Annotated in this window: 21 protein-coding genes and 1 pseudogene; 10 read left to right on the top strand and 12 right to left on the bottom strand. The window is 60.8% G+C overall.

Annotated elements, in window-relative coordinates; all coding sequences use genetic code 11:
* Window positions 1-186: 186 nt before the first annotated feature.
* The 3 genes and pseudogenes from IPM06_11665 to IPM06_11655 all read right to left on the bottom strand — a co-directional run bounded on the left by IPM06_11665 (window position 187) and on the right by IPM06_11655 (window position 1,564).
* Window positions 187-951 (bottom strand): annotated as a pseudogene (locus IPM06_11665) (6-chlorohydroxyquinol-1,2-dioxygenase).
* Between the two features lie 96 nt (window positions 952-1,047).
* Window positions 1,048-1,410 (bottom strand): VOC family protein, encoded by a 363-nt coding sequence (locus tag IPM06_11660; GenBank protein ID MBK8771077.1) that lies wholly within the window; start codon window positions 1,408-1,410, stop codon window positions 1,048-1,050.
* Window positions 1,337-1,564, bottom strand: coding sequence for a VOC family protein (locus tag IPM06_11655; protein MBK8771076.1), 228 nt, complete (start codon window positions 1,562-1,564; stop codon window positions 1,337-1,339). Before IPM06_11655 ends, IPM06_11660 begins: the two co-directional genes overlap by 74 nt.
* Before the next feature lie 77 nt (window positions 1,565-1,641).
* On the opposite strand from IPM06_11655, the gene IPM06_11650 reads away from it, so the two are divergent.
* Window positions 1,642-3,345, top strand: a complete 1,704-nt coding sequence (locus tag IPM06_11650) for an extracellular solute-binding protein (protein ID MBK8771075.1) — start codon at window positions 1,642-1,644, stop codon at window positions 3,343-3,345.
* Between the two features lie 3 nt (window positions 3,346-3,348).
* Here IPM06_11650 and IPM06_11645 read toward each other — a convergent pair whose 3' ends face one another.
* From IPM06_11645 to IPM06_11610, 8 genes are all read right to left on the bottom strand, one after another.
* Window positions 3,349-4,131 carry a glucose 1-dehydrogenase gene (locus IPM06_11645; GenBank protein MBK8771074.1) on the bottom strand — a complete coding sequence of 261 codons (783 nt, stop codon included), beginning with the start codon at window positions 4,129-4,131 and terminating at the stop codon, window positions 3,349-3,351.
* An 18-nt stretch (window positions 4,132-4,149) separates the two neighbouring features.
* Window positions 4,150-6,669, bottom strand: coding sequence for an ATP-binding cassette domain-containing protein (locus IPM06_11640; GenBank protein MBK8771073.1), 2,520 nt, complete (start codon window positions 6,667-6,669; stop codon window positions 4,150-4,152).
* Window positions 6,670-6,739: 70 nt separating this feature from the next.
* Entirely contained in the window at window positions 6,740-7,804 is a 1,065-nt protein-coding gene (locus IPM06_11635) for a substrate-binding domain-containing protein (GenBank protein ID MBK8771072.1), read from the bottom strand.
* The gene (locus IPM06_11630; GenBank protein ID MBK8771071.1) at window positions 7,801-8,721 is read right to left on the bottom strand and encodes an ABC transporter permease; all 921 of its coding nucleotides are present in this window, start codon (window positions 8,719-8,721) and stop codon (window positions 7,801-7,803) included. The genes IPM06_11635 and IPM06_11630 overlap by 4 nt, the downstream gene beginning before the upstream one ends.
* Window positions 8,722-8,812: 91 nt before the next feature.
* The gene (locus IPM06_11625) at window positions 8,813-9,874 is read right to left on the bottom strand and encodes an SDR family oxidoreductase (GenBank protein MBK8771070.1); all 1,062 of its coding nucleotides are present in this window, start codon (window positions 9,872-9,874) and stop codon (window positions 8,813-8,815) included.
* Window positions 9,874-10,860, bottom strand: a complete 987-nt coding sequence (locus IPM06_11620) for a zinc-binding dehydrogenase (protein MBK8771069.1) — start codon at window positions 10,858-10,860, stop codon at window positions 9,874-9,876. The genes IPM06_11625 and IPM06_11620 overlap by 1 nt, the downstream gene beginning before the upstream one ends.
* Before the next feature lie 9 nt (window positions 10,861-10,869).
* Complete coding sequence (locus tag IPM06_11615) at window positions 10,870-11,880, bottom strand: Gfo/Idh/MocA family oxidoreductase (protein ID MBK8771068.1); 1,011 nt, start codon at window positions 11,878-11,880, stop codon at window positions 10,870-10,872.
* Entirely contained in the window at window positions 11,880-12,947 is a 1,068-nt protein-coding gene (locus IPM06_11610; protein ID MBK8771067.1) for a 2,3-butanediol dehydrogenase, read from the bottom strand. Before IPM06_11610 ends, IPM06_11615 begins: the two co-directional genes overlap by 1 nt.
* A 452-nt stretch (window positions 12,948-13,399) precedes the next feature.
* On the opposite strand from IPM06_11610, the gene IPM06_11605 reads away from it, so the two are divergent.
* From IPM06_11605 to IPM06_11570, 8 genes are read left to right on the top strand one after another with little or no spacing between them, the layout of a single operon-like run.
* Window positions 13,400-14,410 (top strand): thiamine pyrophosphate-dependent dehydrogenase E1 component subunit alpha, encoded by a 1,011-nt coding sequence (locus IPM06_11605; protein MBK8771066.1) that lies wholly within the window; start codon window positions 13,400-13,402, stop codon window positions 14,408-14,410.
* Window positions 14,398-15,378, top strand: coding sequence for an alpha-ketoacid dehydrogenase subunit beta (locus tag IPM06_11600; protein MBK8771065.1), 981 nt, complete (start codon window positions 14,398-14,400; stop codon window positions 15,376-15,378). The genes IPM06_11605 and IPM06_11600 overlap by 13 nt, the downstream gene beginning before the upstream one ends.
* A 4-nt stretch (window positions 15,379-15,382) precedes the next feature.
* Window positions 15,383-16,624 carry a 2-oxo acid dehydrogenase subunit E2 gene (locus IPM06_11595; protein ID MBK8771064.1) on the top strand — a complete coding sequence of 414 codons (1,242 nt, stop codon included), beginning with the start codon at window positions 15,383-15,385 and terminating at the stop codon, window positions 16,622-16,624.
* A 19-nt stretch (window positions 16,625-16,643) separates the two neighbouring features.
* Complete coding sequence (locus tag IPM06_11590) at window positions 16,644-17,900, top strand: aminopeptidase P family protein (GenBank protein ID MBK8771063.1); 1,257 nt, start codon at window positions 16,644-16,646, stop codon at window positions 17,898-17,900.
* 35 nt (window positions 17,901-17,935) lie between these two features.
* The gene (locus tag IPM06_11585) at window positions 17,936-19,036 is read left to right on the top strand and encodes a GTP-binding protein (protein ID MBK8771062.1); all 1,101 of its coding nucleotides are present in this window, start codon (window positions 17,936-17,938) and stop codon (window positions 19,034-19,036) included.
* Window positions 19,036-19,902: an NAD(P)-dependent oxidoreductase gene (locus IPM06_11580; protein MBK8771061.1), complete on the top strand. Its 867-nt coding sequence runs from the start codon at window positions 19,036-19,038 to the stop codon at window positions 19,900-19,902. Before IPM06_11585 ends, IPM06_11580 begins: the two co-directional genes overlap by 1 nt.
* Before the next feature lie 36 nt (window positions 19,903-19,938).
* Complete coding sequence (locus tag IPM06_11575) at window positions 19,939-21,000, top strand: hypothetical protein (protein ID MBK8771060.1); 1,062 nt, start codon at window positions 19,939-19,941, stop codon at window positions 20,998-21,000.
* Window positions 20,997-21,179, top strand: a complete 183-nt coding sequence (locus IPM06_11570) for a hypothetical protein (protein ID MBK8771059.1) — start codon at window positions 20,997-20,999, stop codon at window positions 21,177-21,179. The genes IPM06_11575 and IPM06_11570 overlap by 4 nt, the downstream gene beginning before the upstream one ends.
* A 201-nt stretch (window positions 21,180-21,380) precedes the next feature.
* Here the strand turns inward: IPM06_11570 and IPM06_11565 are convergent, their stop codons facing one another.
* Entirely contained in the window at window positions 21,381-21,929 is a 549-nt protein-coding gene (locus IPM06_11565; protein MBK8771058.1) for a cupin domain-containing protein, read from the bottom strand.
* 115 nt (window positions 21,930-22,044) lie between these two features.
* Here IPM06_11565 and hisD point away from each other — a divergent pair, with 115 nt between their 5' ends.
* Window positions 22,045-23,364 carry a histidinol dehydrogenase gene (hisD, locus tag IPM06_11560; protein ID MBK8771057.1) on the top strand — a complete coding sequence of 440 codons (1,320 nt, stop codon included), beginning with the start codon at window positions 22,045-22,047 and terminating at the stop codon, window positions 23,362-23,364.
* Window positions 23,365-23,376: the final 12 nt, after the last annotated feature.

Here is a 23,376-nt window from a genome sequence, read left to right as displayed (position 1 = left end):
GTGCGAACCGCATTCACGTCGCAGGGGTCACTGGTTCGAGTCCAGTGTCGCCAACCATTTTCCTTAAAATTTTCAAGTAGTTACGCTCACGTCGCACGTGATGGGCTAACGTCCATTTCTGCCGTGTCACCACCATGTCACCAAGTGATCGATTTTCAATTCTGGTATGTACTCAGTTCTGACGTTTCAATCTCTTGCCAATACAAAATTCCACTCAACTTCCCGGAACGGATTGGGCATTCCGAGTCTGGCTGCGCGTACTGGGTCATCCACCAAGCGAACTTTGGCGATCAGGCTTTCCTTCACGCCGAACACGGCGTCGTCCGTGAGCCAAGGACAATCCGGTGTGAAGATGTGGGTGATGAGCCTCTGGAATCCCGATGCGGTGATCATGAAGTGGAGATGGGCCGGCCGATTGGGGTTACGGTCAAGAGCTGTGAGCAATTCGCCCACTGGACCATCATTCGGAATGGGATAGAAACGCGGATATGCAGACTTCAAGCCCCAGCGGCCATCCGCATCCGTGGTGAAGATGCCGCGCAGGTTCATGTCTGGCTGAACACCCCTCTGCTGCACATCATAAAAGCCGTCTTCGTTGGCCTGCCACACATCGAGCGTCGCCCCTGCTATGGGCTTTCCGTTGGCATCTGTGACGCGGCCGAACACCCACACGGGCTCGCCCTTCCCGTCCAGACAAATACTGTCTCCGAAATTGTACCGGGGCGCATCAGGGACGTGGAATGGGCCGAGAACCGTGGATTCCGTTTCGCCGGAAAACTTCTCATGGTTCATGCTCTCGACCAGCATGGACACGCCCAGGACGTCAGAAAGCAGGATGAATTCCTGACGCCAGGCACTGCAGGCCTGACCTGTTCTGGTTAAGAACTGCACGCCTGCGATCCACTCATCCATGGTGGGCCGGGCTTCCTTGAGGAAGGCGTGCAAATGCTTGACGAGCGAGTTCTTCCGGGCGCAGGTCTCTTGGCCGGTAATTTCTTCCCGGACTTGGCGGGGCGACGTCTACCGGTTTTTGCACGTTGAGCCATGTCAGGCCTGCTTGTGGGCCCGCCACAGCCGCCTGGCCGTGTTCTTCTCATACCCCAGCCTGTCAAAGCTCGCGATTTCCAGGATTTGGCCCCACGGCGCGCGGAAATATATCCATTTGAACCCTTCCAGCGGACCTGAATCCACGACATTGGGCCCATCGAGCATTTCGACGCCCATGCCCTTCAATCGTTCGGCCGAGGCAAATACGTCCTCAACTTCAAAACAGATGTGGGAGCCACCTACCTCCGACGAGCGCTTCTGCGCGGCATTCTTGTCCTCGCCTTCATATTCAAACAACTCGACACTGGTGCCGTTTCCGCAGCGCAGGAAGACAAGGTCCCGGATGCGGGATGGGTGCTGCACCAAGCTTTGCCTTCATGAAGTTCGCGTCCACGTCGAAGGGGCCCGTCCGGAAGATTTCCTCTGCTCCGAACACCTTCTTAAAGAAGGCAATACCTTCCTCGATATCCGGCACAGTAACGCCGATATGATGCATTCCAAGCACAGCTTCCGCCATCTGATCCTCCCAGCGTTTTGACCGCCCAATTTGCAGGAATACTTGACCATCACTTCAGGATTTGCGCAACTACCGCCATGACGGAATACGAACTTCTGCGCATCATCTCCTTCCTGGAGCGCATGAGAAAGCCATATGATGATCTGTTGAGGACGGCAGAACCGGACCCGCATTGGAACATCGTTCTCTACCTCATGAAGCACCACCTCCGGGGGGAAAATGTGACCATGTCGTCGCTCGCATCGGCGGCCGATATTCCGTTCGCGAGCGCCATGCGACGCATCCACCAGCTCATCGACCGGGGCGATATCCAGCTCCGGAATCGGGGCACCACCGGTAAGTCACATTTCTTGGAGCCGAGCCGGAAGCTGGTCATCAGTTTCACGGAATATGCCGCGCGGGTGAAAGCACTGCTGGCGGATACCTTCGGGCTGCGCAGTGGCAGCGGAGATGCCGAAGACTACTATTTCGGCGGTTCTTACTTTGCAGGGCAGATCATTCCGCCCCTGGAAATCATGGAGAAAAAGCGCGAAGCCGGACCGGAACTGCGCTTCCTTCTGCACGACGACAACTATTTTGCCAGCATGCGCAACATGTGGTCGGACTTCCGCAGCAAGCTCTCGGCGCGCAAGAACTTCACCCTGATGGGTCTGGCAGAACTGCGCGCGGAGGTCTTCGATAATGCAACACGCAAGGAGAGCGCATACGACGTCATCGCCATCAACATGCCCTGGCTCGGTGAATGCGTGGCCAACGATGTGCTGCAACCGCTTACGCACCATCTGAAGAGCAGCAGCATCAATCCGCTCGACTTCCACCCGGCGATCTGGGCAACCGGAAGCTGGGACAAGACCCACTACGGCATACCGATCTACTGCACCATTGAAGCACTCGCACTTCGCAAGGATCTGTTCGAAGCACGCAAACTCCAGCAACCCGGCAACTTCGAGAAAGTGATCCAGGCTGCGAAGGCCCTCCACAATCCCAGGCGTGGGATGCATGGCGTTGTCTGGAATGCGGCACGGGGGATGCCGGTCTCCCATTCTTTCATGTTCTTCATGGGTGACTGCGGCAGCCCGGTGATCAACATCCCCACGCCCCGCCTTCACCTCGACTACAGCCAGATCAAGGGCGAGGCCATGCGACCTCGCGTGCTGAGCGAAGCCGGGCGGCAAACGCTGAAATACATGCACGAACTGCTGACGTACTCGCCACCTGACATTCTGTCGATCGATTGGAACAGGGCACTCGAATATTTCATGAGCGGACAATCGGCCATGATCTATTGCTGGACCATGCGCGCCGCGCGGTTTGAGTACGACATTCACTCCGTGGTGAAGCGCAAGGTGTCCTACCACTCGCACCCCGCTGGTCCGGGCGGCACAAGCCTTTCCCCCATCGGCGGCTTCCTGCTTGCCGTTCCGGCTTCGCTGCCACCAGAACGGGCCCACCTCGCCTTCGAAGCCATCTCATGGATGGCGTCGCCTGCAGCCATGAAGGAACATGTGAAAAACGGCATCCCGGCTGCCCCGCGTTTCTCCGTCAGCGCCGATCCGGAGGCTTCCGCCAGTACGCCCATCGTGAGCTTCGTCGACAAGCTCGCGAAACAGAACCGGATTCAGAACTGGCAGCGGCCACCTGTCCGCGAATATCATGTCATCGAAGAAATCCTCGGCGAAGAGATATTCTCTGCGCTCAATGGTGATTGTTCCGATGAACAGGCCCTGACCCGGAGCCAGAACCGCATCGACGCCGCGATGCGGGCCGCGGGCTATTACTGAGCTTCACACAAGGATCATGCCGCCATCGGACATGATGACCTGGCCGGTGATGTAGTCCGAATCTGCCGAGGCCAGGAACGCTGCGATACCCGCGAGGTCGACCGGTTTCGAGGGGAAGCCCAGGAGGATGCTGGACGAGAAGCTCTCGATAAACTCACCCTTCGCCTTGATGACTCCTTTTTCGATCATGTCCTGTTCGAGGCCATCCCAGAGCGGCGTCACCACCACGCCGGGGGCAAATGCATTGACTGTAATCTTGTGCTTGGCAAACTCGCGGGCACTGGCCTGGGTGAGCGAGATTACCGACGCCTTGCTGGCGCAATAGGGCGCAAACTCGGCATAGCCCTGGCGGCCAGCGATTGACGCCGTATTGACGATTTTGCCCCCATGCCCCTGCGCCATCATCTGACGGGCAGCTTCCTGAGTGCAAACCATTACGCCCCAGGCGTTCACCCGCATTATGCCGTTGAAGTTTTTTTCGTCCACATCCATGAAAGGCAGAGGTTTGTTGAAGCCTGCATTGTTGAACATCACGTCAAGCTTGCCGAAGGTGTTCACGGCCTTCCCGATCGCCGCCTGAACCTGGCTGCGTTCGGCGACATCGGCCTGCACTGCCAGGGCCTTGTGTCCTTGCTTTTTCAGGTCGCTGGCCACGGCTTCCGCCTTCTCGCCGTTCATGTCGGCAATGACGATGGCGCCGCCCTCGGCCGCAAGCCGCTGGGCGATGCCTTCGCCGAGGCCCTGCGCCCCACCTGTGACCATGATCACTCGGTCTTTCAATCGCATCGCAAAGTCTCCTTCTTATCAGGCGTCGGAACTGCCGCGGCGGCGCACGGCGGAATAGACCAGCGCCGCCACCACGATGAGCGCGCCTTGGAAGAAGTACTGATAAGTCTGAGTAAGGCCCAGGAATGTTACCGCACTCAGCACTTCGGTCAGCAGGACCGCGCCCAGCACCGTGCCGATAAAGCTGCCGCGGCCGCCCGAGAGTGCGGTTCCGCCCAGCACCACGGCGGTGATGCTTGAAAGCGTGTAGTTGATGCCCTGACGCGGGTCGCCAACCCCGATCTGGGTCATCAGCATGATCGCGCCCAAGGCGGTGAGCAGCGAACATGTCACATAGCCGGCGATGAATGTGCGGTCGATGCGCAGGCCCATGCGGCGCGCCGATTCTTCGTCGGAGCCGATGGCGCGGAGCCGCCACCCTGCTCTGTGCTTGCGGAGCGCATATTCAAGCGCAACGGCGACTAGCACCAGTGCCACGAATGCCATGGGCAACGGACCGATCTGCCAATTGATCCAGTCTGTGACCGGATAGCTGATGTAGCCATCGGGTGCATTGCGCAGCAGGAAGCTCGCACCCTGTATGGCGATATACATGGCGAGGGTGGCCGCAATTGGCGTGAAATTGGCAAAGCGAATGAGAAGACCGTTGATCGTTCCAACGGCAAGCGCGCCCAGAAACATCAGCGCAAATCCGAAGGCCATCACCGCCGCCGACTTGTCGTCATTGATGAAGAAAGATGCCACCACCACGAGGAACCCCGCGAGGGGCCCCACTGACAGATCGATTCCTCCCATGAGCAACGCCACGGTTTGCCCGAGCGAGATGAAGCCGAGGGCGGTTGCCAGCAGCAGGATGTTGTAGACGTTGAAGACCGAGAGGAAGTTGGTGTTCTGGTAGTTCACGAACAGCGCGAGAAGAACCGTGACGGTCGCCAATGCCACGGCTGGCGCATTGTCTGTCTGCAGGAAATGTCGGAGGCCTTTCATGGCGGTGCTGCTGGTGGAACCAAATGCACTGTCGCCCACATGTGACACCGCGCCTACGGCCGCGGCGACGATTTTCTCCTCGGTGACATCCGAACCCGTCAGTGTGGCGACAGCGCGGCCGCGCGACATTACGACAACCTTGTCGCACAGTCCTTCCAGTTCGGCAGCATCGGAGGAGTTAACGATCACAGCGGTGCCGGCGTTCGAAACATCGCGCAGGATGCGGTAGATTTCCGCGCGAGCTCCCACGTCCACGCCCTGGGTCGGTTCATCCGCCACGATCAGGGCGGGTTCCGAGAGCAGAGCACGCGACATCACGATCTTCTGCTGGTTGCCGCCCGAGAGAGACAGGATCGGCGCCTCGATACTGGGGGCCTTCACGGCGAGCGACTCGAACGTGCTCTTGACGTATTGCAGTTCCTTCTTGCGGTTCACGAGACCGCCCGAGGCAAACTTCTCAAGCGCACCAAAGGCGGCGTTCTCACGGACGGTCAGTCCGCTGGCGAGGCCCTCGGCATGGCGGTCCGAGGGCATGTAGGCAGCCTTGCCGATGAGTTCGCTATTGCGGACGGTTTGGCCCCGGATGCTGGCCGTTCCTTCGGACGGCACGAGCCCCGCGAGGGACCGCATGAGGTGCGACTGGCCATTGCCAGCAACACCGGCAATGCCGAGAATCTGCCCTTTCGGCACGTCGAAGGAAATGTCGCGGAAGCCGCGGCTCGTGAGACCCGAGACGGCAAAGCTGATCTCCTTGGTAGCCGCCGCAGCTTTGGGCGGAAAGGTGGAACCCAGTGTGCGGCCCACGATGAGGGCCAGTAGTTCCTCGTCGGTTATGTCCTTAACCAAGGATGAGCCGCGCCAGCGGCCGTCGCGCAGGACCGTGACGCGGTGGGCGATCTGCCTCAGTTCAGCGAGCCGGTGGGTGATGTAGATAACAGAGGTGCCCGACTTCACCACTTCGCGTACGCGGCCGAAGAGCATATCGGTTGCTTCCTGGTCGAGGGACGCGGTCGGTTCGTCGAGAATCAGCAGCTTGGGCTTGAGCGCCAGCGCTTTTGCCAGTTCGAGCAGATGCTTCTGGGCGATGGTGAGAGACTCGACCCTGAGGCGGAGCGGCACATGCAAGCCCACGGCATTGAGCATGTCCTTTGCAATCTGTTGCGGCGGGCGGCCAGCAAAGGCGGAGTCGGGAAGCGCCACGCGGAGGTTCTCGTAGACGCTGAGGTCTTCGAGGATGGCCGGATGCTGGAAGGAGATGGCGATGCCAAGGTTGGCGGAGACTTCCGGCGTCATTTCGGGGATGCGCTGTCCCTCGAACCATATCTCGCCGAGGGTGGGCTGAAGCGTGCCCGAAATGATGTTCATCAGGGTGGATTTGCCCGCGCCGTTCTCGCCCAGAATGGCATGGACCTCGCCCGGGTGGAATTCGACGGAGACGTCCCGCAGAGCCAGAACGCCGGAAAAGCCCTTGGAGATGTTGGCCAGCCGGATGGTCGGCCTGCCTTGAGGCTCCGTGCCCGCGTCCTGGGTTTTCGACTTGCTTGCCGCCACGTTAGTTCATCCATTTCCTGATGCATGGCTCCGGAGGGGCAACCCCTCCGGAACCTGTTGGTCAATGGTCTTACTGACCGCCAACCGCCTTGGCCTGCTCTTCGTCAGGGAGTTCGGACGAGAGGTAGATGGCACCAGGAAGATCCTTGCGGCACGTCACGGGGTTCGGCTTGCCCGATACCGAGTCTTCATACATCGGGGCCTGGAAGATGTTCTCAGCCGGAGGCGTGCCGCCCGTCACTGCTGCAACGGCGTGCATCACTGCGAGACGGACGTTGTCGTTGCCGGTCGCGACTGTGAAGAGCTTGAAGTCCGGATTGGTGGCCTTCATGTCTTCCCAGAAGCAGGCAAGCGAGTTGCCGTCGGAAGTAGCCAGCGCCGGGATGGACTTGCCCTGCTTGTTGAAGAGCGGCAGAGCGCCAACCAGCGACGGGCCGAAGTCGGAGATGATCACGTCGATCTTCTCGTTCTTGGCGATTTCGGCCGTGAGGACCTTTTGCGTCAGCGCCGGGTCCCAATTGGTGACAGCGAAGGGCTCAGGGTTCACGAACTTGTATTCAGGGCCAAGCACGTTGCGCAGGCCCTTCAGTTCGTCGAGTCCCTGGCTGTTGCCAGCAGGGCCCGAGAGGAAGAGCATGTTGCCGCCGCTCGGCAGGATGCCCTTTATCCACTTGCCCCAGTTTTCGCCGTCATTCACGAAGGATGCGCCGATGAACTTGGTGTAGTTCTCGCCTTCCTTGCCGCCCACGTCGACGCGGTACGGCACGATCACCTTGCCTGACTTGAAGACGGAGGTGATGGCAGGGAGAACAGCGGGGCCTGCGTCACCGAAGACTACGAGCGCGTCGATGCCTTTGGCTGCCATGGACTTGATGTCCGAGATGGACTTCTGGGTGTCGCCCTGTCCGTCGGCATATTCATACTTGGTGATGCTGGGGCAGAGTGAAGCGGTTTGCTTGCCCGACGCGGTGGTTACCTGGCGCCAGGAATTGCCGCCATAGCCGTCGAGAAGCGCCAGCGATGCTTCCTTGGGGCCGCACCAAGAGGGATTCTCGGCGTTGGCGATGCCTGAACTTCCAAGTGCGAGCAATGCTGTGGCTGCAGCAAGGGCCAATTTCGTTTTCAGAGACTTCATGGTTTTTCCTCCACTTTCTTTGGTTCAGTCGCTTTGCCTTGGCTTACCGTCCAACGGAACGAGTAAACCCCGATGCCAAAACCCAGAGCCAAGGCCTGGATGATGGTTTGGGCCGAATACGGCACTCCGACTGCGAGTGCGAACTGGCTCAATTGGTTCAGGAAAAATGCGGCGACGACGGTGGAGACGGGAAAACCCCGCCCGCCGAGAAGGGATGTACCGCCCAGCACCACAACTGCCACCGAGGGTAACAGGAGCGAGTCACCCTGAAACGCCGTCGGCTCGCGCGTGATGCCCGCGATGAGTGTGCCCGCGAGGCAATAAAGGAGCTGCGCGTAGACGTAGGCCATGCATTGATGTCGGCGCACCGCCAGTCCCGCCGCCCGCGCCGCCAGCGGATTGGCTCCGACGGCTTCAAACCTGCGCCCAACAACGCTTTTCTTCAGAACGAAGGTGACGACAAGCAAGGCGGCGAGCGCAAACCATACCGAGTTTGGCAAATTCAGGAACTCGCCCGCTGCAATCTCCGCAAGAAGATCGGTAGTGATGGAAGGCGTGCCGCCCGAAACGGCAAAGACGAGTCCATACATCAATGCATTCACGCCGATCGTGGCGATGATGGCATTCAGCCTGAAGAAGCTGACCAAAAACCCGTTGAGCATGCCGGCGCCAAGCGCGAAGCAGACTGCAATCATCACCGCTGGCAGCAGCAATGCATTGTCCTGCTGTGGATAATGTGTCGCCTGCACCACGGCCAAGGAGACCGCACCGGGAAGCGAGAGATCAAATCCTCCCTGTTGCACCACGAGCAACTGCCCCAGACCCACAATGGCAATGATCGCGGCAAAGGGCAGGCTCCCCGAAAGCGCGCCGAACGACACGCTCGATGGTGCGAAGATGATGCACGCAACAAGCAGCACAAGAGTCGATGCCAGCACCGTCACAAAGCTGCGCGCCAGTTTCATTCTCTGGAAAGGTCCCGGTTGAATGGCGCTGGCAGTGCTCATGTCAGGGCAAAACCTTCGCTGCGCGCAGGCGGTCAAATGCGTCGGTGAAGGATCTGACCGAGTTCTGGTAGGCGGTGAAGCCTTTGTCGCGGCTCTTGGTCATGTCGGTGAAGTTCTCGATAACGCGGCCGAGATCGGCATCGGAATGCCACCACGAGGCAACCGAGGAGAGCGGGTTCTTTTGCAGGCCGTGCTTGGCGACGATCTTGTCCCAAACCGGCTCCATCCCGGCCATCTGCTTCTCCAGCGGTTGGGCATGGCCGGGATATTCGGCGGCGGTAATACCGAAATGAGCGGCGAGCTTCGGCCACATCCAGTTCCAGCGGAAAACCTCGCCGTTGACGATGTTGAAGGCCTCATTGCGCGCTGCAGGCTTGGTGGCGGCCCACAGGAGGTGCTTGGCCATGATGCGGCCATCAGTGATATCCACCACGGCCTCATATTGCTGCGGCGAGCCCGGGAAGACGAACGGACGGCCAGTTTCCTTGCAGATGGCGGCATAGGCGCCGAGCGTGGCCGCCATGTTCATCTGGTTGCCGACGGTGTAGCCGATCAGCGTGTGCGGGCGGTGCACCGACCACGAGAAGCCCTGCTTCTCGGCGGCGGCATAAAGCTCGTCCTCCTGATCGTAGTAGAAGTTCTGGTAGGGAAGGCGCGGCTGCTCCTCGCGGAAAGGCGTCACCATCTTCGACTTGGCGTAGGCCTCGAACGGACCCATGTAATGTTTGAGACCCGTCACCAGCGCGACGTGCTTGATCTTCTTCCCGTCCATGGCGCCGAGAAGATTGCGCACCATGCCGGCATTGACCCGGCAGTTCTCCGCTTCAGTAGGCTGGCGGAGCCACGTCGTGATGAAAACGGCCGTCGGATTCACCCGCTTCAGCGCCGCCTTCACAGCGTCTTCGTCAGTGAGGTCGACGGCCACATGCTTCACACCCTTCGGCAGATCATGCTTGTGGCGCGAGATGCCGGTCACCGACCAGCCCTTCGTGGCCATCAGGTGTTCCGCCAAATGGCGGCCGATAATGCCGGAAACACCGGCGATGAGTGCATGGCGGGCCATCAGTGCTTGGCTCCCGTGGTGAGTGTGATCTTGATGCAGGCCTTGGGATCCTGGCCCAGTTCAAAGCCTTTCACTGCGTCGGTGAGGGAGAACTTGTGGGTCTGGATGGGCGACAGATCGATGCCGGTCTTCTCGAGGAAGCGGATGGCAGCAGGCCATACGCCCGGCGAACCGATGCAGCCACGAATCGTCAGGTTCTTGAGCTGCATCAGACCCATGTTCGAGGCGATCTTGCGGCCAATGTTGATGCCCACCATGGAGATACGGCCGTCCTGGCAAGCATAGTCGAACACCGAGGCGATGGAGGCGTCGTGGCCTGCGCATTCGACCACCAGATCGGCCCCTTTCCCGCCCGTCATTGCCATGACCTGCTCGGAACCCCGGTCGGTAGGATCGATGGCTTCGGCTCCCAGCTTCTGGGCAATCTCGCGGCGGCGTGGAATGGGATCGGCGACGATAACGCGCGCACCCATGCCGAGGGCGGCAGCAGCGGTGACGAGGCCGATCGTTCCGCCACCCGAGACAACGACGGTTTCCGACGCGTTGGTGCCGCCCGAACGCAGCACCGCGTAGAAACCGCAGGTGAAGGGCTCGATCAGGGAGCCCCGCATGTCATCCACGGCTTCCGGCAACTTGTGCAACCAGTCTGGATTGACATTGAAGTATTCGCGGTCGGCACCATCCATGGAGAAGCCGAAGTGGTGCAGGCGTTCCGGCGTGCGCACCACGCATTCGCCCACCACGCGGTCACCCACCTTGAAGTTCTTCACCGCCTTGCCAACCTCGACAATCTCGCCGCACCATTCGTGACCCGGCGTCACGGGATAGGAGATCGGGATGATGTACCGGCCCGCCAGCAGTTCATAGTCGGAGTGGCAAATGCCGACCGTGCGAGTCTTGACCATCACCTCCGTGTCCTTGATCGACGGCATGGGCACATCCGCAATCACAGGCTTGTTCGGTGTTTCGAAAATCAGCGCTTTCATGAGCGGCTCCTAGAGTTTCACGACCGCGCCATCCTTGGCGGCGGATTTGATGATGGCTTCGAGAATTGCGATGTTGGTGACGAGGTCCTTGCCCGTGATCGGGTAAGCGGCCTTGCGGCGGACCGCGTGGGCGAAGGCGACGAGGTTGTCCTTCACCGGTTCTGCCGGCGGCACCTCGGTCACGGTGATGGGGCCACCCGCCTTGGCGGAGGTGACGACCCAGCCCGCAGGCGCTTCCACGTGGGCCTTGTCGCGGATCTCGATCCAGCCCTTCGAGCCGAAGACAGCGAAGCGTGAGATGAAGGGCATGGCGAGCGAGGCCGAGACATAGGCCGTGCCGCCCTTCTTGAAGCGGATATGGACGCTCATGGTGTCGCCCTGCGGGATCTTTGACGAAAGTTTCTCGCAGGACACGCGGAGGTCGCGGGCCTCGCCGAGAAGTGCCGCGGCGAGGTCGGTGAGGTGGATGCCCGTGGCGGTCATGCCGCCCACCGGCGCTTCCTTTTGGTTCAGGCGCCAGTTCTTCCTGTCCAGCGTGGTGAACTTGTCGTGGCTGAAGTTGCCCTCGACCTGCTGGATGCGGCCGAGTTCACCGTTCTTTGCCATCGCGAGCATATTTGCGACCGGTGGCTCCCAGCGGCGTTCGTGGCCCATGCCGAGTACCAGTTTGTTGCGGGCACAGGCCTTGACTGCAAACTCCGCACCCTTGCGGGTGAGTGCCAGCGGCTTTTCGCAGAAGATGTGCTTCTTCGCCGCTACCGCCATGCGGATCTGCTCGTCGTGCAGAGAGTGAGGCGTCGCGAGGATGACCGCCTCGACGCCGGGATGGGCCAGCGCCTCGCGAATTGTGGGGTAATGGGCGAAGCCGTTTGCCCTGGCGAATTCCTCGCCCGCCGGATTGGGCTCGGCAGCGCAGACGATCCTGATATCATCGCCCGCCTTCTGCAGCACCGCGGTCATCTTCTTGCCCCACCAGCCGAGGCCGATCATGGCAACATTCACAGGCCCGGAGTTCGCCATCACACTGTCACCAGGATCTTCATGTGGTTGACCGATTTGTCGAGCAGAGCATCGAAGCCCTGATTCACGACATGGTCGGATGCAATATTGGCGGTGACGATCTTCTCGATCGGGAAAATGCCTGCCTCAACCATGCGGATGATCCGCGGCCAGCATTGCACGGGATAACACCACGTCGCCTCGACGGTGATGTCCTTCAACGCCCAGAGCATGGCGTCAATTGCGGCGGGCTTCATATGAAGGCCTGTCTGCACCACCTTGCCCTGGCGGCGCACGGAGGCGGCACAGGTGTTGAGGCTCGCTTCGAGGCCGACGCATTCGATGGCGACATCGACGCCCACACCTTCCTCGGTCATCGAGCGGATGACTCCCGACACATTCTCCGTCATCGGATCGATGACGATGGCGGATGGAACGAGTTCCTTCGCCATCTTGCGGCGGAAGGCATTGGGTTCGGAGACGAAGATCTGGCCCGCACCTGCGGCCTTAACGGCGAGCAGGGTCAGCGCACCGATGGGACCGACGCCGGAGACGAGCACCGTCGAGCCAGCCTGCACGCCGCCGCGATCCGCAGCATAGACGGCAACAGCTGCAGGCTCGATCATCGCGCCCTGGATATCGCTCACGCCATTGGGCAGCACAGCAACGTTATAGTCGTTGACGACGGCGTATTCACTCATGCCGCCCCAGGCCCAACTCAGTCCGACACATCCCATCTTCTCGCTGAGATGATAGAGGCCACGCCGGCCGTAGTAATCGTCACGCGGAGAAATCAAAGGTTGGATGGAGACGCGGTCGCCCACCTTAACGTGCGCTGCGGCAGATCCCTTGTCTGCGACGATAGCACTGAACTCGTGGCCGAGGATCTGCGGGTTGGTGGCGCCGGTGTAGACATGCGGCGTCTGCGGCGTGACAATGGGACCTGCAATATATTCATGGAGATCGGTGCCGCAAATGCCGGTCACCAAAGGCTTGACGAGCACGTCGTTGGGGCCGAGCTTCTTTGACGGTGCCGACACATCTTCGACACGAATATCTTTTGCAGCGTGAAACCGCACGGCCTTCATGATCAAATGTCCTTGTGTTGGATTGCGTTGCAGCCGTCGACGCCGTCCCAGGCGGAGGGAATGCGCACAAGCATCATGACAGACCGCTCGTTGCGGCCCGGCACTGCATTGGTCAGTTTGCCTGGAATATCGCAAGACACCTTGCGTCTCCTCCCTGGTGAACGCAGCAGCAGAACAGGCTCGCTCAAACGAGCTCTTGTTGCCATCCATCCTAACCAAGCACGCCCCGGAGCAACGCTTGAAAATTCTCATTTTGAGAAATTTGCGGGAACCGTTCGCGGCATTGCATGCAACAGTGTCGACAGCAACTACAAAACTGAAGAAGCGTTCGGGAGGACTCCTTGCATCTTGCCAGTGGCATGAAAGAGCTGTGCGTTGCGGCACCTTCGTTCGCCAATGCTGCGGGTGCAAACGGTCACATCCTTCACTCACGACACAACATCCGGTGAGACATGGCTGCTGCGAAACCCAGAGAGAACGACGACATCGGAACGGAGACCCGGCGCGAGCTCTATCGTCTCCAGATCGAGATCCGCGATGCGGAAAAGCGCGCCTATGATCTCTTCCTTCAGAACCTGATCAAGGGCACAAGCCACCTCTCGCTTGGGCAGGAAGCCGTTGCTGCAGGCTTCGGTGCCGCCATGAAGAAGGGCGACAAGACCTTCTGCACCTATCGCGGCCATGCCCATACCCTCGCCCGCGGCGCTCCCATCGAAGGCGTGCTCGGCGAATTGATGTTGCGTGACAACGGCTTGATGCGCGGCAAGGGTGGCTCCATGCATCTCACCTCGGCCGAACACGGCGTCATGGGCTCCTACGCCATCATCGGCGCCCATCTCTGCATTGCCTGCGGCTCTGCGTGGCGGGCGCAATACCTGGGAGAGAAAGATGTGACCGTCTGCTTCTTCGGTGACGGGACCACGAACATCGGCGCCTTCCACGAGGCGGTGAATTTCGCCGTCATTTGGAAACTGCCGGTGGTGTTTGTCTGCGAGAACAATCTCTACATGGAATACACGCCGATCGGCGACGTGACTGCAGTCGAACACCCCGCCGCCGACCGCGCCGCAGCGTATGGCTTGCCGCGCATCCTCATCGACGGCAATGACGCAGACGTTGTCTACCGCACCGCACGCGATGCGATTGCAAAGGCGCGCGATGGCGGCGGGCCATCCCTGATCGAATGCCTGACCTATCGCCATTCCGGCCATTCCCGTGCCGACCCCGGCAAGTACCGCCCCCCCGGCGAGTTGGAACGCTGGCTGGAGCGTGACCCGATCAAGATCTACAAGCAACGCCTCAAAGACTTCGGCTTCCCGGAGGCGCAGATCGAGGACATCGATGCCGAGAGCAAGCGCAAGGTGGAAGAGGCAACTGCGGCCTGCAAGGCAGCGCCGCAAGCCCCGAGCGAACTTCTCACTGCGCATGTCTATGCCGATGGAGGCTGGGCATGGCGGAACTGAGTTACCGTGATGCGGTGATCCGCGCGATCTCGCAGGAAATGCGCCGTGACAACAATGTCGTGTTCCTCGGCGAAGACGTGGCGAAGGCTGGCGGCGTGTTCAAGGCCACCGTCGGCCTTTACGAGGAATTCGGTCCTTTGCGTGTGCGCGATACGCCAATTTCGGAGCAGGCGATCCTTGGCGCGGCCATGGGTGCGGCCATGACTGGCCTTCGCCCTATCGCCGAACTCATGTTCTCGGACTTCGCCGCGGTGTGCTTCGACTTCATCGCCAATGAAATGCCGAAGCTTGCCTACATGACCAACGGTCAGCTCAGTTGCCCGCTGGTCATCCGCACTGGCAACGGAGCAGGTGTGCGTTTCGGCGCACAGCATTCGCAGTCGATCGAGAACTGGACGATGATGATTCCCGGCCTCAAGGTCGTGGCGCCCTCCTCGCCCGTCGATGTGATCGGCCTCTTTGCGGCAGCCGTGCGCGACAACAATCCCGTGATCTTCCACGAGCACAAAGCGCTCTATGCCACCAAGGGCGAGGTGCCGGATGGCGAGATCGTCGATACCCTCGGCACCGCCAAGATCCTGCGGCCAGGCAAGGACTGCACCATCCTGGCGCTCGCCCTCATGGTGCCGCGCGCCCTTGAAGCAGCGGAGATCTTGGCGCGCGAACACGGCATCGATGCGGAAGTGATCGACGTGCGCTCGCTGGTGCCGCTCGACACCCAGACGATTCTCGGGTCAGTGGCGCGCACCAGCCGCCTCTTCACCGTCGAAGAGAATCCGCGGCTGCTGGGCTGGGGTGCGGAGATCGCCTCGATCGTCGCCGACGAGGCCTTCTGGGATCTGGATGGCCCGATCGTGCGCATCACCACGCCGCATATTCCGCTCCCTGCGGCCGATCACCTTGAAGACCTTGCGCTCCCGAATGCGGCGCGCATCGTCGACAAGATTGCGCGCGTCATGAACGGGTAACGCCATGGCCGACACCATTATCATGCCGCAGCTGGGTGAGACCGTGGCCGAGGGCAAGATCCTCGCCTGGTACAAGGCCGTGGGCGATGATGTGAAGATTGGGGACAAGCTGTTCGAGGTCGAAACCGACAAGGTGACGGTCGAGGTAGAAGCCATTGCCGCTGGAAAACTCACCGAGATCAGGGTGGGTGCCGGGGTATCAACCAAGGTCGGTTCCACTGTGGCGGTGCTGGGCGGGTCCGCGGTGGCAACCGCCGCGCCCTCGTCCGTACCTGCACCGAAGGCAGCAACGGCTACCACCACGCTGTCACCCTTCGAGGAAGTGCGTACGGCATCAGGTCACCACGGAAAAGCCAAATCGGCGAATGGACTTTCGATCTCGCCATTGGCCCGGCGTGTCATTACCGAAAGCGGCATTTCGGTTGACACCGTAACAGCCTACGCCGCCGCCAAGGGCTTGCGGCGGATCGGCGAGAAGGATGTGCGCGCTGCTCTCGCGCAATCAGGGTCTGCGCCCGTTGCGGCCCCCACATCCGGCGGCATGCCCCTCTCAGCGATCCGCCAGAAGACGGCGCAGCGCCTGGCCGAGAACTGGCGCAACATTCCGCATGTCTTCCAGACCATCGAGGCCGACTTCACCTACGTCGACAAGGTGCGCCTGCCGATCCGCGAGGCCTTCAAGCAGGCGAATGGCGTCTCGCTTACCTACCTGCCCTTTATTGCGCGCGCGGTGTGCCTCGCGCTCAAGGACTTCCCCAACATCAACGCCACATTCGACGGCACCGCGCTCAACCCGCGGCGGGAGATCAACCTCGGCATCGCCATCGATCTCTCCCACAACGGTCTTGTCGTGCCGGTGGTGAAACAGGCGGGCGATCTCACGGCGGAAGGACTGGCGAAGGCCATCGCCCGCCTCACCGACAAGGCCCGTGGCAACACGCTCACCGCCGACGACCTGAGCGGCGGCACATATTCCATCACCAACAACGGCGCCTTCGGCACGCTGTTCACCTCACCCATCATCAATGCCCCGCAGGTGGCGATCCTGTCCACCGATGCAATTCGCAAGCGCCCAGTGGTCGTCACCACCGCCGAGGGTGATTTCATCGCCGCGCGCACCACCGGCATTCTCGGACAAAGCTTCGATCACCGCGCCTTTGACGGAGCATATGCGGCCTCGTTCCTGTCGCGACTGAAGCAGGTCATCGAAACACACACATGGTCAACAGAAATCAGCGGACATTAGACTCCGAGCGGAGGAAGAGATGAAATACAACAGCCCCTATGCAACAGCCTCCTGGGGCCAGATGGCCAAGGACTGGGAAGAAGGCGTGGATTACAGCCGCATGTCGAAAGAGCGCCTTGCGCGCGCGCAGGCTGCCGTCCGCAATGCCGGCTTGGGCGCTGTCCTTTGTTTCAACTTCGACAACATCCGCTACGTCACCGCCACCCACATCGGCGAATGGGCTCGCGACAAGTTCTTCCGCTATGCTCTCTGCCCCGGCGAAGGCAGCCCCTTCCTGTGGGACCCGGCCCCGCCCGCCAAGCGCATCTCCTCGCCGTGGATCAAGGACAACGTCGCCGCTCCCATCACCACCATGCAGGGCGCCATTCCGCCCACACTTGGCGTGCAGCAGGATTTCGCCAAGCAGATCAAAAAGGCTCTCGTTCACTACGGCATCGCCAACCAACCGCTCGGCATTGACCTCATGGAACTCGGCATGCTCCGCGCCCTCGAGGCGGAAGGCATCGAAGTGGTGGATGGCCAGCAGGCCATGCTCGATGCCCGCGAAGTGAAGACGCCGGACGAGATCGAACTTCTCAAGATGGCAGCCGGCATGGTGGATGCGACCTATGTGGATATCGCCCGCGCCATCCGCCCCGGCACCAAGGAGAACGAGCTCGTCGCCATCGCCAACGACCGCCTGTTCCGCATGGGCTCGGAGCGCGTTGAGTGCATCAACTCGGTATCGGGCCGCCGCGGCCGCCCGCATTCCCACACCTTCTCCGACCGCATGATCCAACCTGGCGACATGATCTTTCTCGACATCATGCACAGCTACAACGGCTACCGCACCTGCTACTACCGCACCTTCATCTGCGGCCAGCCCAACAACCACCAGATCGACGCATACGAAACCGCCTCGAAGTGGCTCGCCGCTTCCATGGACATGGTGAAGCCCGGTGTCACGCCCGACGAGGTCGCCTCGGTTTGGCCGGATGCCCACGAGTTCGGCTACAAGAACGAGGACGAAGCCTTCCTCCTGCAATATGGCCACGGCGTGGGCATGTCGCTGTGGGAGCGCCCGATCTTCTCCAAGCGGTTCAAGGGCCAGACCCGGCCCCTCAAAGAAGGCATGGTCTTTGCGCTCGAAACCTGGAAGGGCTCCAACGACGGCTCCGGTGCCGCCCGCATTGAGGAAGAAGTGGTCGTCACCCAAAACGGCTGCGAGATCATCACCAACTATCCCTCCGACCATCTGATTTCCTGCGGCCTGCCCGGCTGCGAAGTCGTCGCTTAGTGCCCGCCCGCTCAAATCACCGCAGCCGTATCCCTGTGACCATCGTCACGGGCTTCCTCGGCAGTGGCAAGACGACCCTGATCAATGCGGGGCTGACGTCGCCGGAGCTTTCGCGCACCGTCGTGGTGGTGAACGAGTTCGGCGAGGTGGGCCTCGATCACCAGCTCTACACCAGCAGCAATGATGCAGTGGTGGTGCTGGAAAACGGCTGCCTCTGCTGCACGGTGAAGAGCGACCTCGTCGCCACCATGAACAACCTCTATCACGACCGCGTCCGGGGCGACCTGCCGGACTTCGACAATGTCGTGATCGAAACAACCGGATTGGCCGAGCCCGGCCCCGTGATGCAGGCTTTCCTGTCTGAACCGACGCTGGACGGGCTCTACCGTATTACCAACGTCGTCGCCATGGTCGATGCGGTGAACTGGCGGACGACGGCGGAGAAGCATCAGGAAGCGCTGCGTCAGGTCGCCCTTGCCGATGACATTCTGGTTTCAAAGCTCGATCTTGCCGATGAGTCGGCCTTCACCAGTCTCGCGTCCGAACTCCATCGCATGAACCCGGCGGCGAACATCGCTCGGGCGGATTTCAACATGGCGGCGGTCGTTCCCCTGCTCACCCATGCGGGCTTTGATGCGGCCGATGCCATGGCCGACCCATCCGATTGGCTGGCGATTGCGGACTACGAAACCTACGAGCAAACGGCCGCCACGCCCGATGGCGTGAAGGATCAGGACCTGCCGCACCACCTCGCGGCCAAGGGCATCGAGAGTTTCGTCCTCACCCGCACGAAGCCCATGTCGCGTGAAGAAATCCAGTTCCTGCTCGATGGCATTGGCCAGAACCTGGGCCCGAGCCTGCTCCGCGTGAAGGGGCTGATCAATGTGCTGGAGGAACCAGGCCGCCCCGCCGTGGTGCAGGGTGTGCAGCATCTCCTCCATAACATGACATGGCTGGAGAAGTGGCCGAACGCCGATGAGCGCACGCGCATCGTTTTCATCACCCACGGCATCGCTCGCGACAACCTGAGAGAGATGATCGAACTGCTCGACCGCATGAGCGAACGTACTTTCGCTGCTCGTGAACGGGCACGCCTCGCCCGGCTCGCCGCCGAACAGAGCGAACAGGTGGCGTGATGGCCGTCATTGCTTGGATTGGCGCGGGGAAAATGGGCTTGCCCGTGTGCAAGCGCCTCAAGGATGCAGGCCACGATGTGCGCGTGCTGGGGCGCTCGGCCGAGCGCGAAGCGGCCCTTGAGGCGGAAGGTCTGGCCACCGCCTCCACCGTTCCCGCTCTCATCAATGGCGCGGACATCATCTTCACCTGCGTTTCCTACGACACTGCGCTTGCCGATGTACTGCTGTCCGATGGTTTTGCAGCGTCTGCGCCCTCGGGCGCAACGCTGATTGACATGAGCACCGTCTCGCCCTCGATCTCGGCGGAAGTTGCGGGCAAACTTCCCGCAGGGCTGGCCTATCTCCGCGCGCCCGTCTCGGGTTCGACTGCGATGGCAAGGACGGGAACATTGACAGCATTGGTCTCGGGTCCCGAACAAGCCTTCACTGCCATGACACCTGTGTTCGCGGCCTTCACCAAGAAGGCTTTCCATCTTGGCGCAGGCGAGGAAGCGCGCGTGCTGAAACTGGTGATCAACAGCCTTGTCGCCGCCACCTCGGCGCTTCTCGGCGAAGCGCTAGCCGTGGGCCTGAAGGGCGGCCTCAATAACGAGGCGATGCTTGAGGTCATCAACCAAAGCGCCGTCGCCTCGCCGCTCATCGGCTACAAGACCGCCATGATTGCCAAGGGCGACTATGCCCCCGCCGCCACACTCACCATGCTGATGAAGGATGTGGAGCTTTTCCTCGATGCCGGCCGCAGCACCGGTGTGGACCTTCCCTTGAACAGCATGATCGGGGATATCTACAAGGCCGCGGCAGGGCGAGGCCTCGGAGAGCAGGACTTCTTCGTGCTGGTCCGGGAAGCGGCGGCACGCACCTCCTGAGGCACGAAAGAAAACAAAAGGATTTGGGAGCACGAGATGGGCTGGAACACGGAAAAGGGACCGCGCATTGCCTTCCTCGGCACAGGAGCCCAGGGCGCCTCCATTGCGGCGGATTTCGCGGCTGCAGGCCTTGACGTCACCTTCATCGACCAGTGGCCGGACCATATCGAGGCGATCCGGCGGAATGGTATTACCGTCAATCTGCCGAAGCGCAGTTTCAATGTTGCGGTCCCGGCCCTGCATCTTTGCCAGGTCGCCGAGGTGAAGGTGCCATTCGATCTCGTCTTCATCGTGATGAAGGCCTACGATACCAGGTGGGCCGCCGAGCTGATCAAATCGGTGCTTGCCGATGACGGTCTTGTGGTCGGCCTTCAGAACGGCATGACCCACGAGGACATCGCTGCGGTGGTGGGGCGCCACCGCACCATTGGTGCAGTGATCGAGATTGCATCCAACATGTGGACGCCCGGCGTCACCAACCGCCAGAACGATGTCGATGAATCCTGGTTTGCGCTTGGTGCCCTTGATCCGAACACTCAACCCCGCGTCGAAGCGGTGGCGAAGATCTTGCGCCATTCAGGCCGGGTCGAAGTCATGGACGACATCAAGTCAGCCAAGTGGATGAAGCTTGTGGTAAACGCCGCTGAACTCATCCCGTCGGCCATCGTCAACCTGCCGCTCAACGACGCAGCGCGTTTCCCCGGCATGCTGGAGGTGATGCGACTTGCTGGCTATGAGGCGATGCAGGCGGCTCAGGCAGACGGTGCCAAAATCATCCCGATCATCGGCATGCCACCGGTCACATCCAATCACCCCGAGCGCTACGTGGACGCAATATTTGATGAAGTGCTCAAGACTTTTTCGAAGCCCGATACCCTCGTTACCTCGCTACAGGATTGGCGCAAGGGCAGGAGGGCCGAGGTGCAGGACGTGAACGGCTGGGTCGTTGATGTCCTCAAGGCCCACGGGCAGCCCTCCCCCATGAACCAGCACGTCGTCAAAATCGCATATGAAATTGAACGCGGTGAACGCTTGGCCGACTCCGAGAATGCAAGCACACTGGTGCGTGAATACGAGAGGATCGTCCACTCCAAATGAAACCAGGAACCGCAATGGCTGTCTTCGGGAAGGTCAGTGCGGCGTTCAAGTTGATTTGTGAAACCGCTGGGTGCCGACTTCTGTTGATTGATGAAGTACCAACAGCGTTGCGGAACGAAAATTCCGATCCAAAACTGTCTTCACCAAAACAAAAGCGTGAAGCCGATCCGCGTGAATAATCCGGCCTATACAGTTCAGTAAGCGCTTCAGGGATAGCTGAAGCCCCTACACTGGCTTCCAGTTCACTATGGAGGAGATCTTCAATGGCAGGTCGGTCAGTCACCCAAGTCGGAATTTGATCTAATTTGCCCAACCCTGAGATAAGGGTCGGCGAGACTAGGCAGCCACAAACAGCGTTCATTATCCTGTCCAACCCGCGCCTAGTAAGTCGGAGGGGTCACGGCGCTCAGTATCTCGCTCGGGCCTTTGTCGACGTTGCGGAAGCGGTGTGGCTTACGGCTGTCGAAGTAGTAGCCGTCGCCGGCGCGCAGCACGCGCCTGTGATTGCCGACGAACACTTCCACTGCCCCGCTGACCACCACGCCTGCCTCGTGCGCAGCATGGGAGAAGACCTCTCCTGTATCTGCGCCGGGTGCATAGGTTTCACGAAGCATGAGAAGTTGCCTGTTGGACTGATTGATACCAATGACCTTGTACGAAATCGTGTGCGGATTGCCGATCTCTGCCGCTTCCTCGGCCGGATAGAAGGGCGAGACATCCGCCTCGGGTTCGATGCCCGAGAAGAAGGCCGTGAGCGTGCCCCCCAAGGCGTCAACGATCGCCGTCAAGGTATCTACGCTCGGACTGATCATGTCGCGTTCAATGAGTGATATGGTGGAATGGGAAACCCCAGACCTCACCGCCAGTTCGCGCACCACAAGGTTGCGGCGGCGGCGAAGTTCCCTCAGCTTTGCTCCCACGCGTGACATGTTGCACCTCTCCCTGCGTTGACCGATGTCTAGTATTATAGACAAAGACTCCGATGGCAATTGCCACCGCCATGTCTTTGCCGGATGTTCCTCCCTCTGTTTGAACGGGATCGCCATGCAGGAACCAGCAGGATTTGAAGGCAAAGTCAGCTTCATCAAGGCGCCGGAGGCGGGGGCGGAAACGAACCTGTCCGCCATCGAGACCACGGTGCGCGACGTCCTCGCCAACGTCAAGGCACGGGGAGATGCGGCTCTGCGCGACTACAGCAGGACCTTCGACAACATTGACGTTGACGCCATCGAGGTGAGCAAGGCGGACCAGGACAAGGCCGTCGCCGCAATCGACCCCCAGACCCGCCGGGACACGGAGTTTGCGATCGCACAGGTGCGGAACTTCGCCGAGGCGCAGAAGCGGACGATGCTGCCGCTGGACATTGAAACGCTCCCCGGGGTCCACCTCGGACATCGCATCATTCCGATCAGCAATGTGGGCGTCTACGTGCCGGGCGGGCGTTATCCCCTGTTGTCGGCGCCGATCATGACGCTGGTCCCGGCAACAGTTGCAGGCTGCAAGGAGATCGTTGCCTGCCTGCCGCCCACGGCGCATCAGGCGATGATCGCGGGCTGCGTGCTCTCGGGGGCACAGCGCATCTTCCGCGTCGGCGGTGCGCAGGCGATTGCAGCCATGGCATTCGGTACGGAATCCGTTCCAGCGGTTCATAAAATCTTCGGCCCGGGCAATGCTTTCGTCAACGAGGCCAAACGCCAGGTCTTCGGCCCCGTTGGCATCGACCAACTCGCGGGACCGAGCGAGATCTTCGTGGTGGCCGACGAGACAGGAGATGCCGAGATGATCGCCGCCGATCTTCTCGCTCAGGCCGAGCATGACGTGCGGACCCGCGTCGGCCTCATCACCACGAGCGAAAAACTGGCCAGGGAAACGGCCGCGGTGATCCTCAAGTTCCTCGAGCACCTGCCCACTGCGCAGGTGGCCGCTCCCGCATGGCGGGTCTTCGGTCAGATCGCGTTGTGCAAGGACGAGGCCGCGATGATCAAATACTCCGATCACGTGGCGGCGGAACACCTGCAGGTGCACACCCGCGATCCGCATGCCACCGGAGAGAAGCTCAGCAACTACGGTTCGCTCTTCATCGGCACGCGCTCGAGCGTGGTATTCTCCGACAAGTGTTCCGGAACCAATCACACGCTGCCCACCATGGGCGCGGGGCGTTACACGGGCGGTCTCTGGGTGGGATCCTATCTCAAGGTCGTCACGCATCAGTGGCTTGACGACATGGGTGTGCAGGCCGTCGCGCCCCCTGCAATCCGGCAGAGCACAAGCGAAGGCATGGAAGGCCACCGCCGCGCCGCGGCGCTCCGCCTCGACCGGGAAAGCGTGATCAGGGCATATACCGGAGACTCGCCAAAGCGATGATGATGTGGACGC

The sequence above is a fragment of the Hyphomicrobiales bacterium genome, from assembly GCA_016710435.1.
Taxonomy (GTDB): Bacteria; Pseudomonadota; Alphaproteobacteria; order Rhizobiales; family Aestuariivirgaceae; genus Aestuariivirga.
The sequence above is the reverse complement of the archived record's forward strand: the minus strand, read 5'-3'. Positions and strand labels throughout refer to the sequence as shown.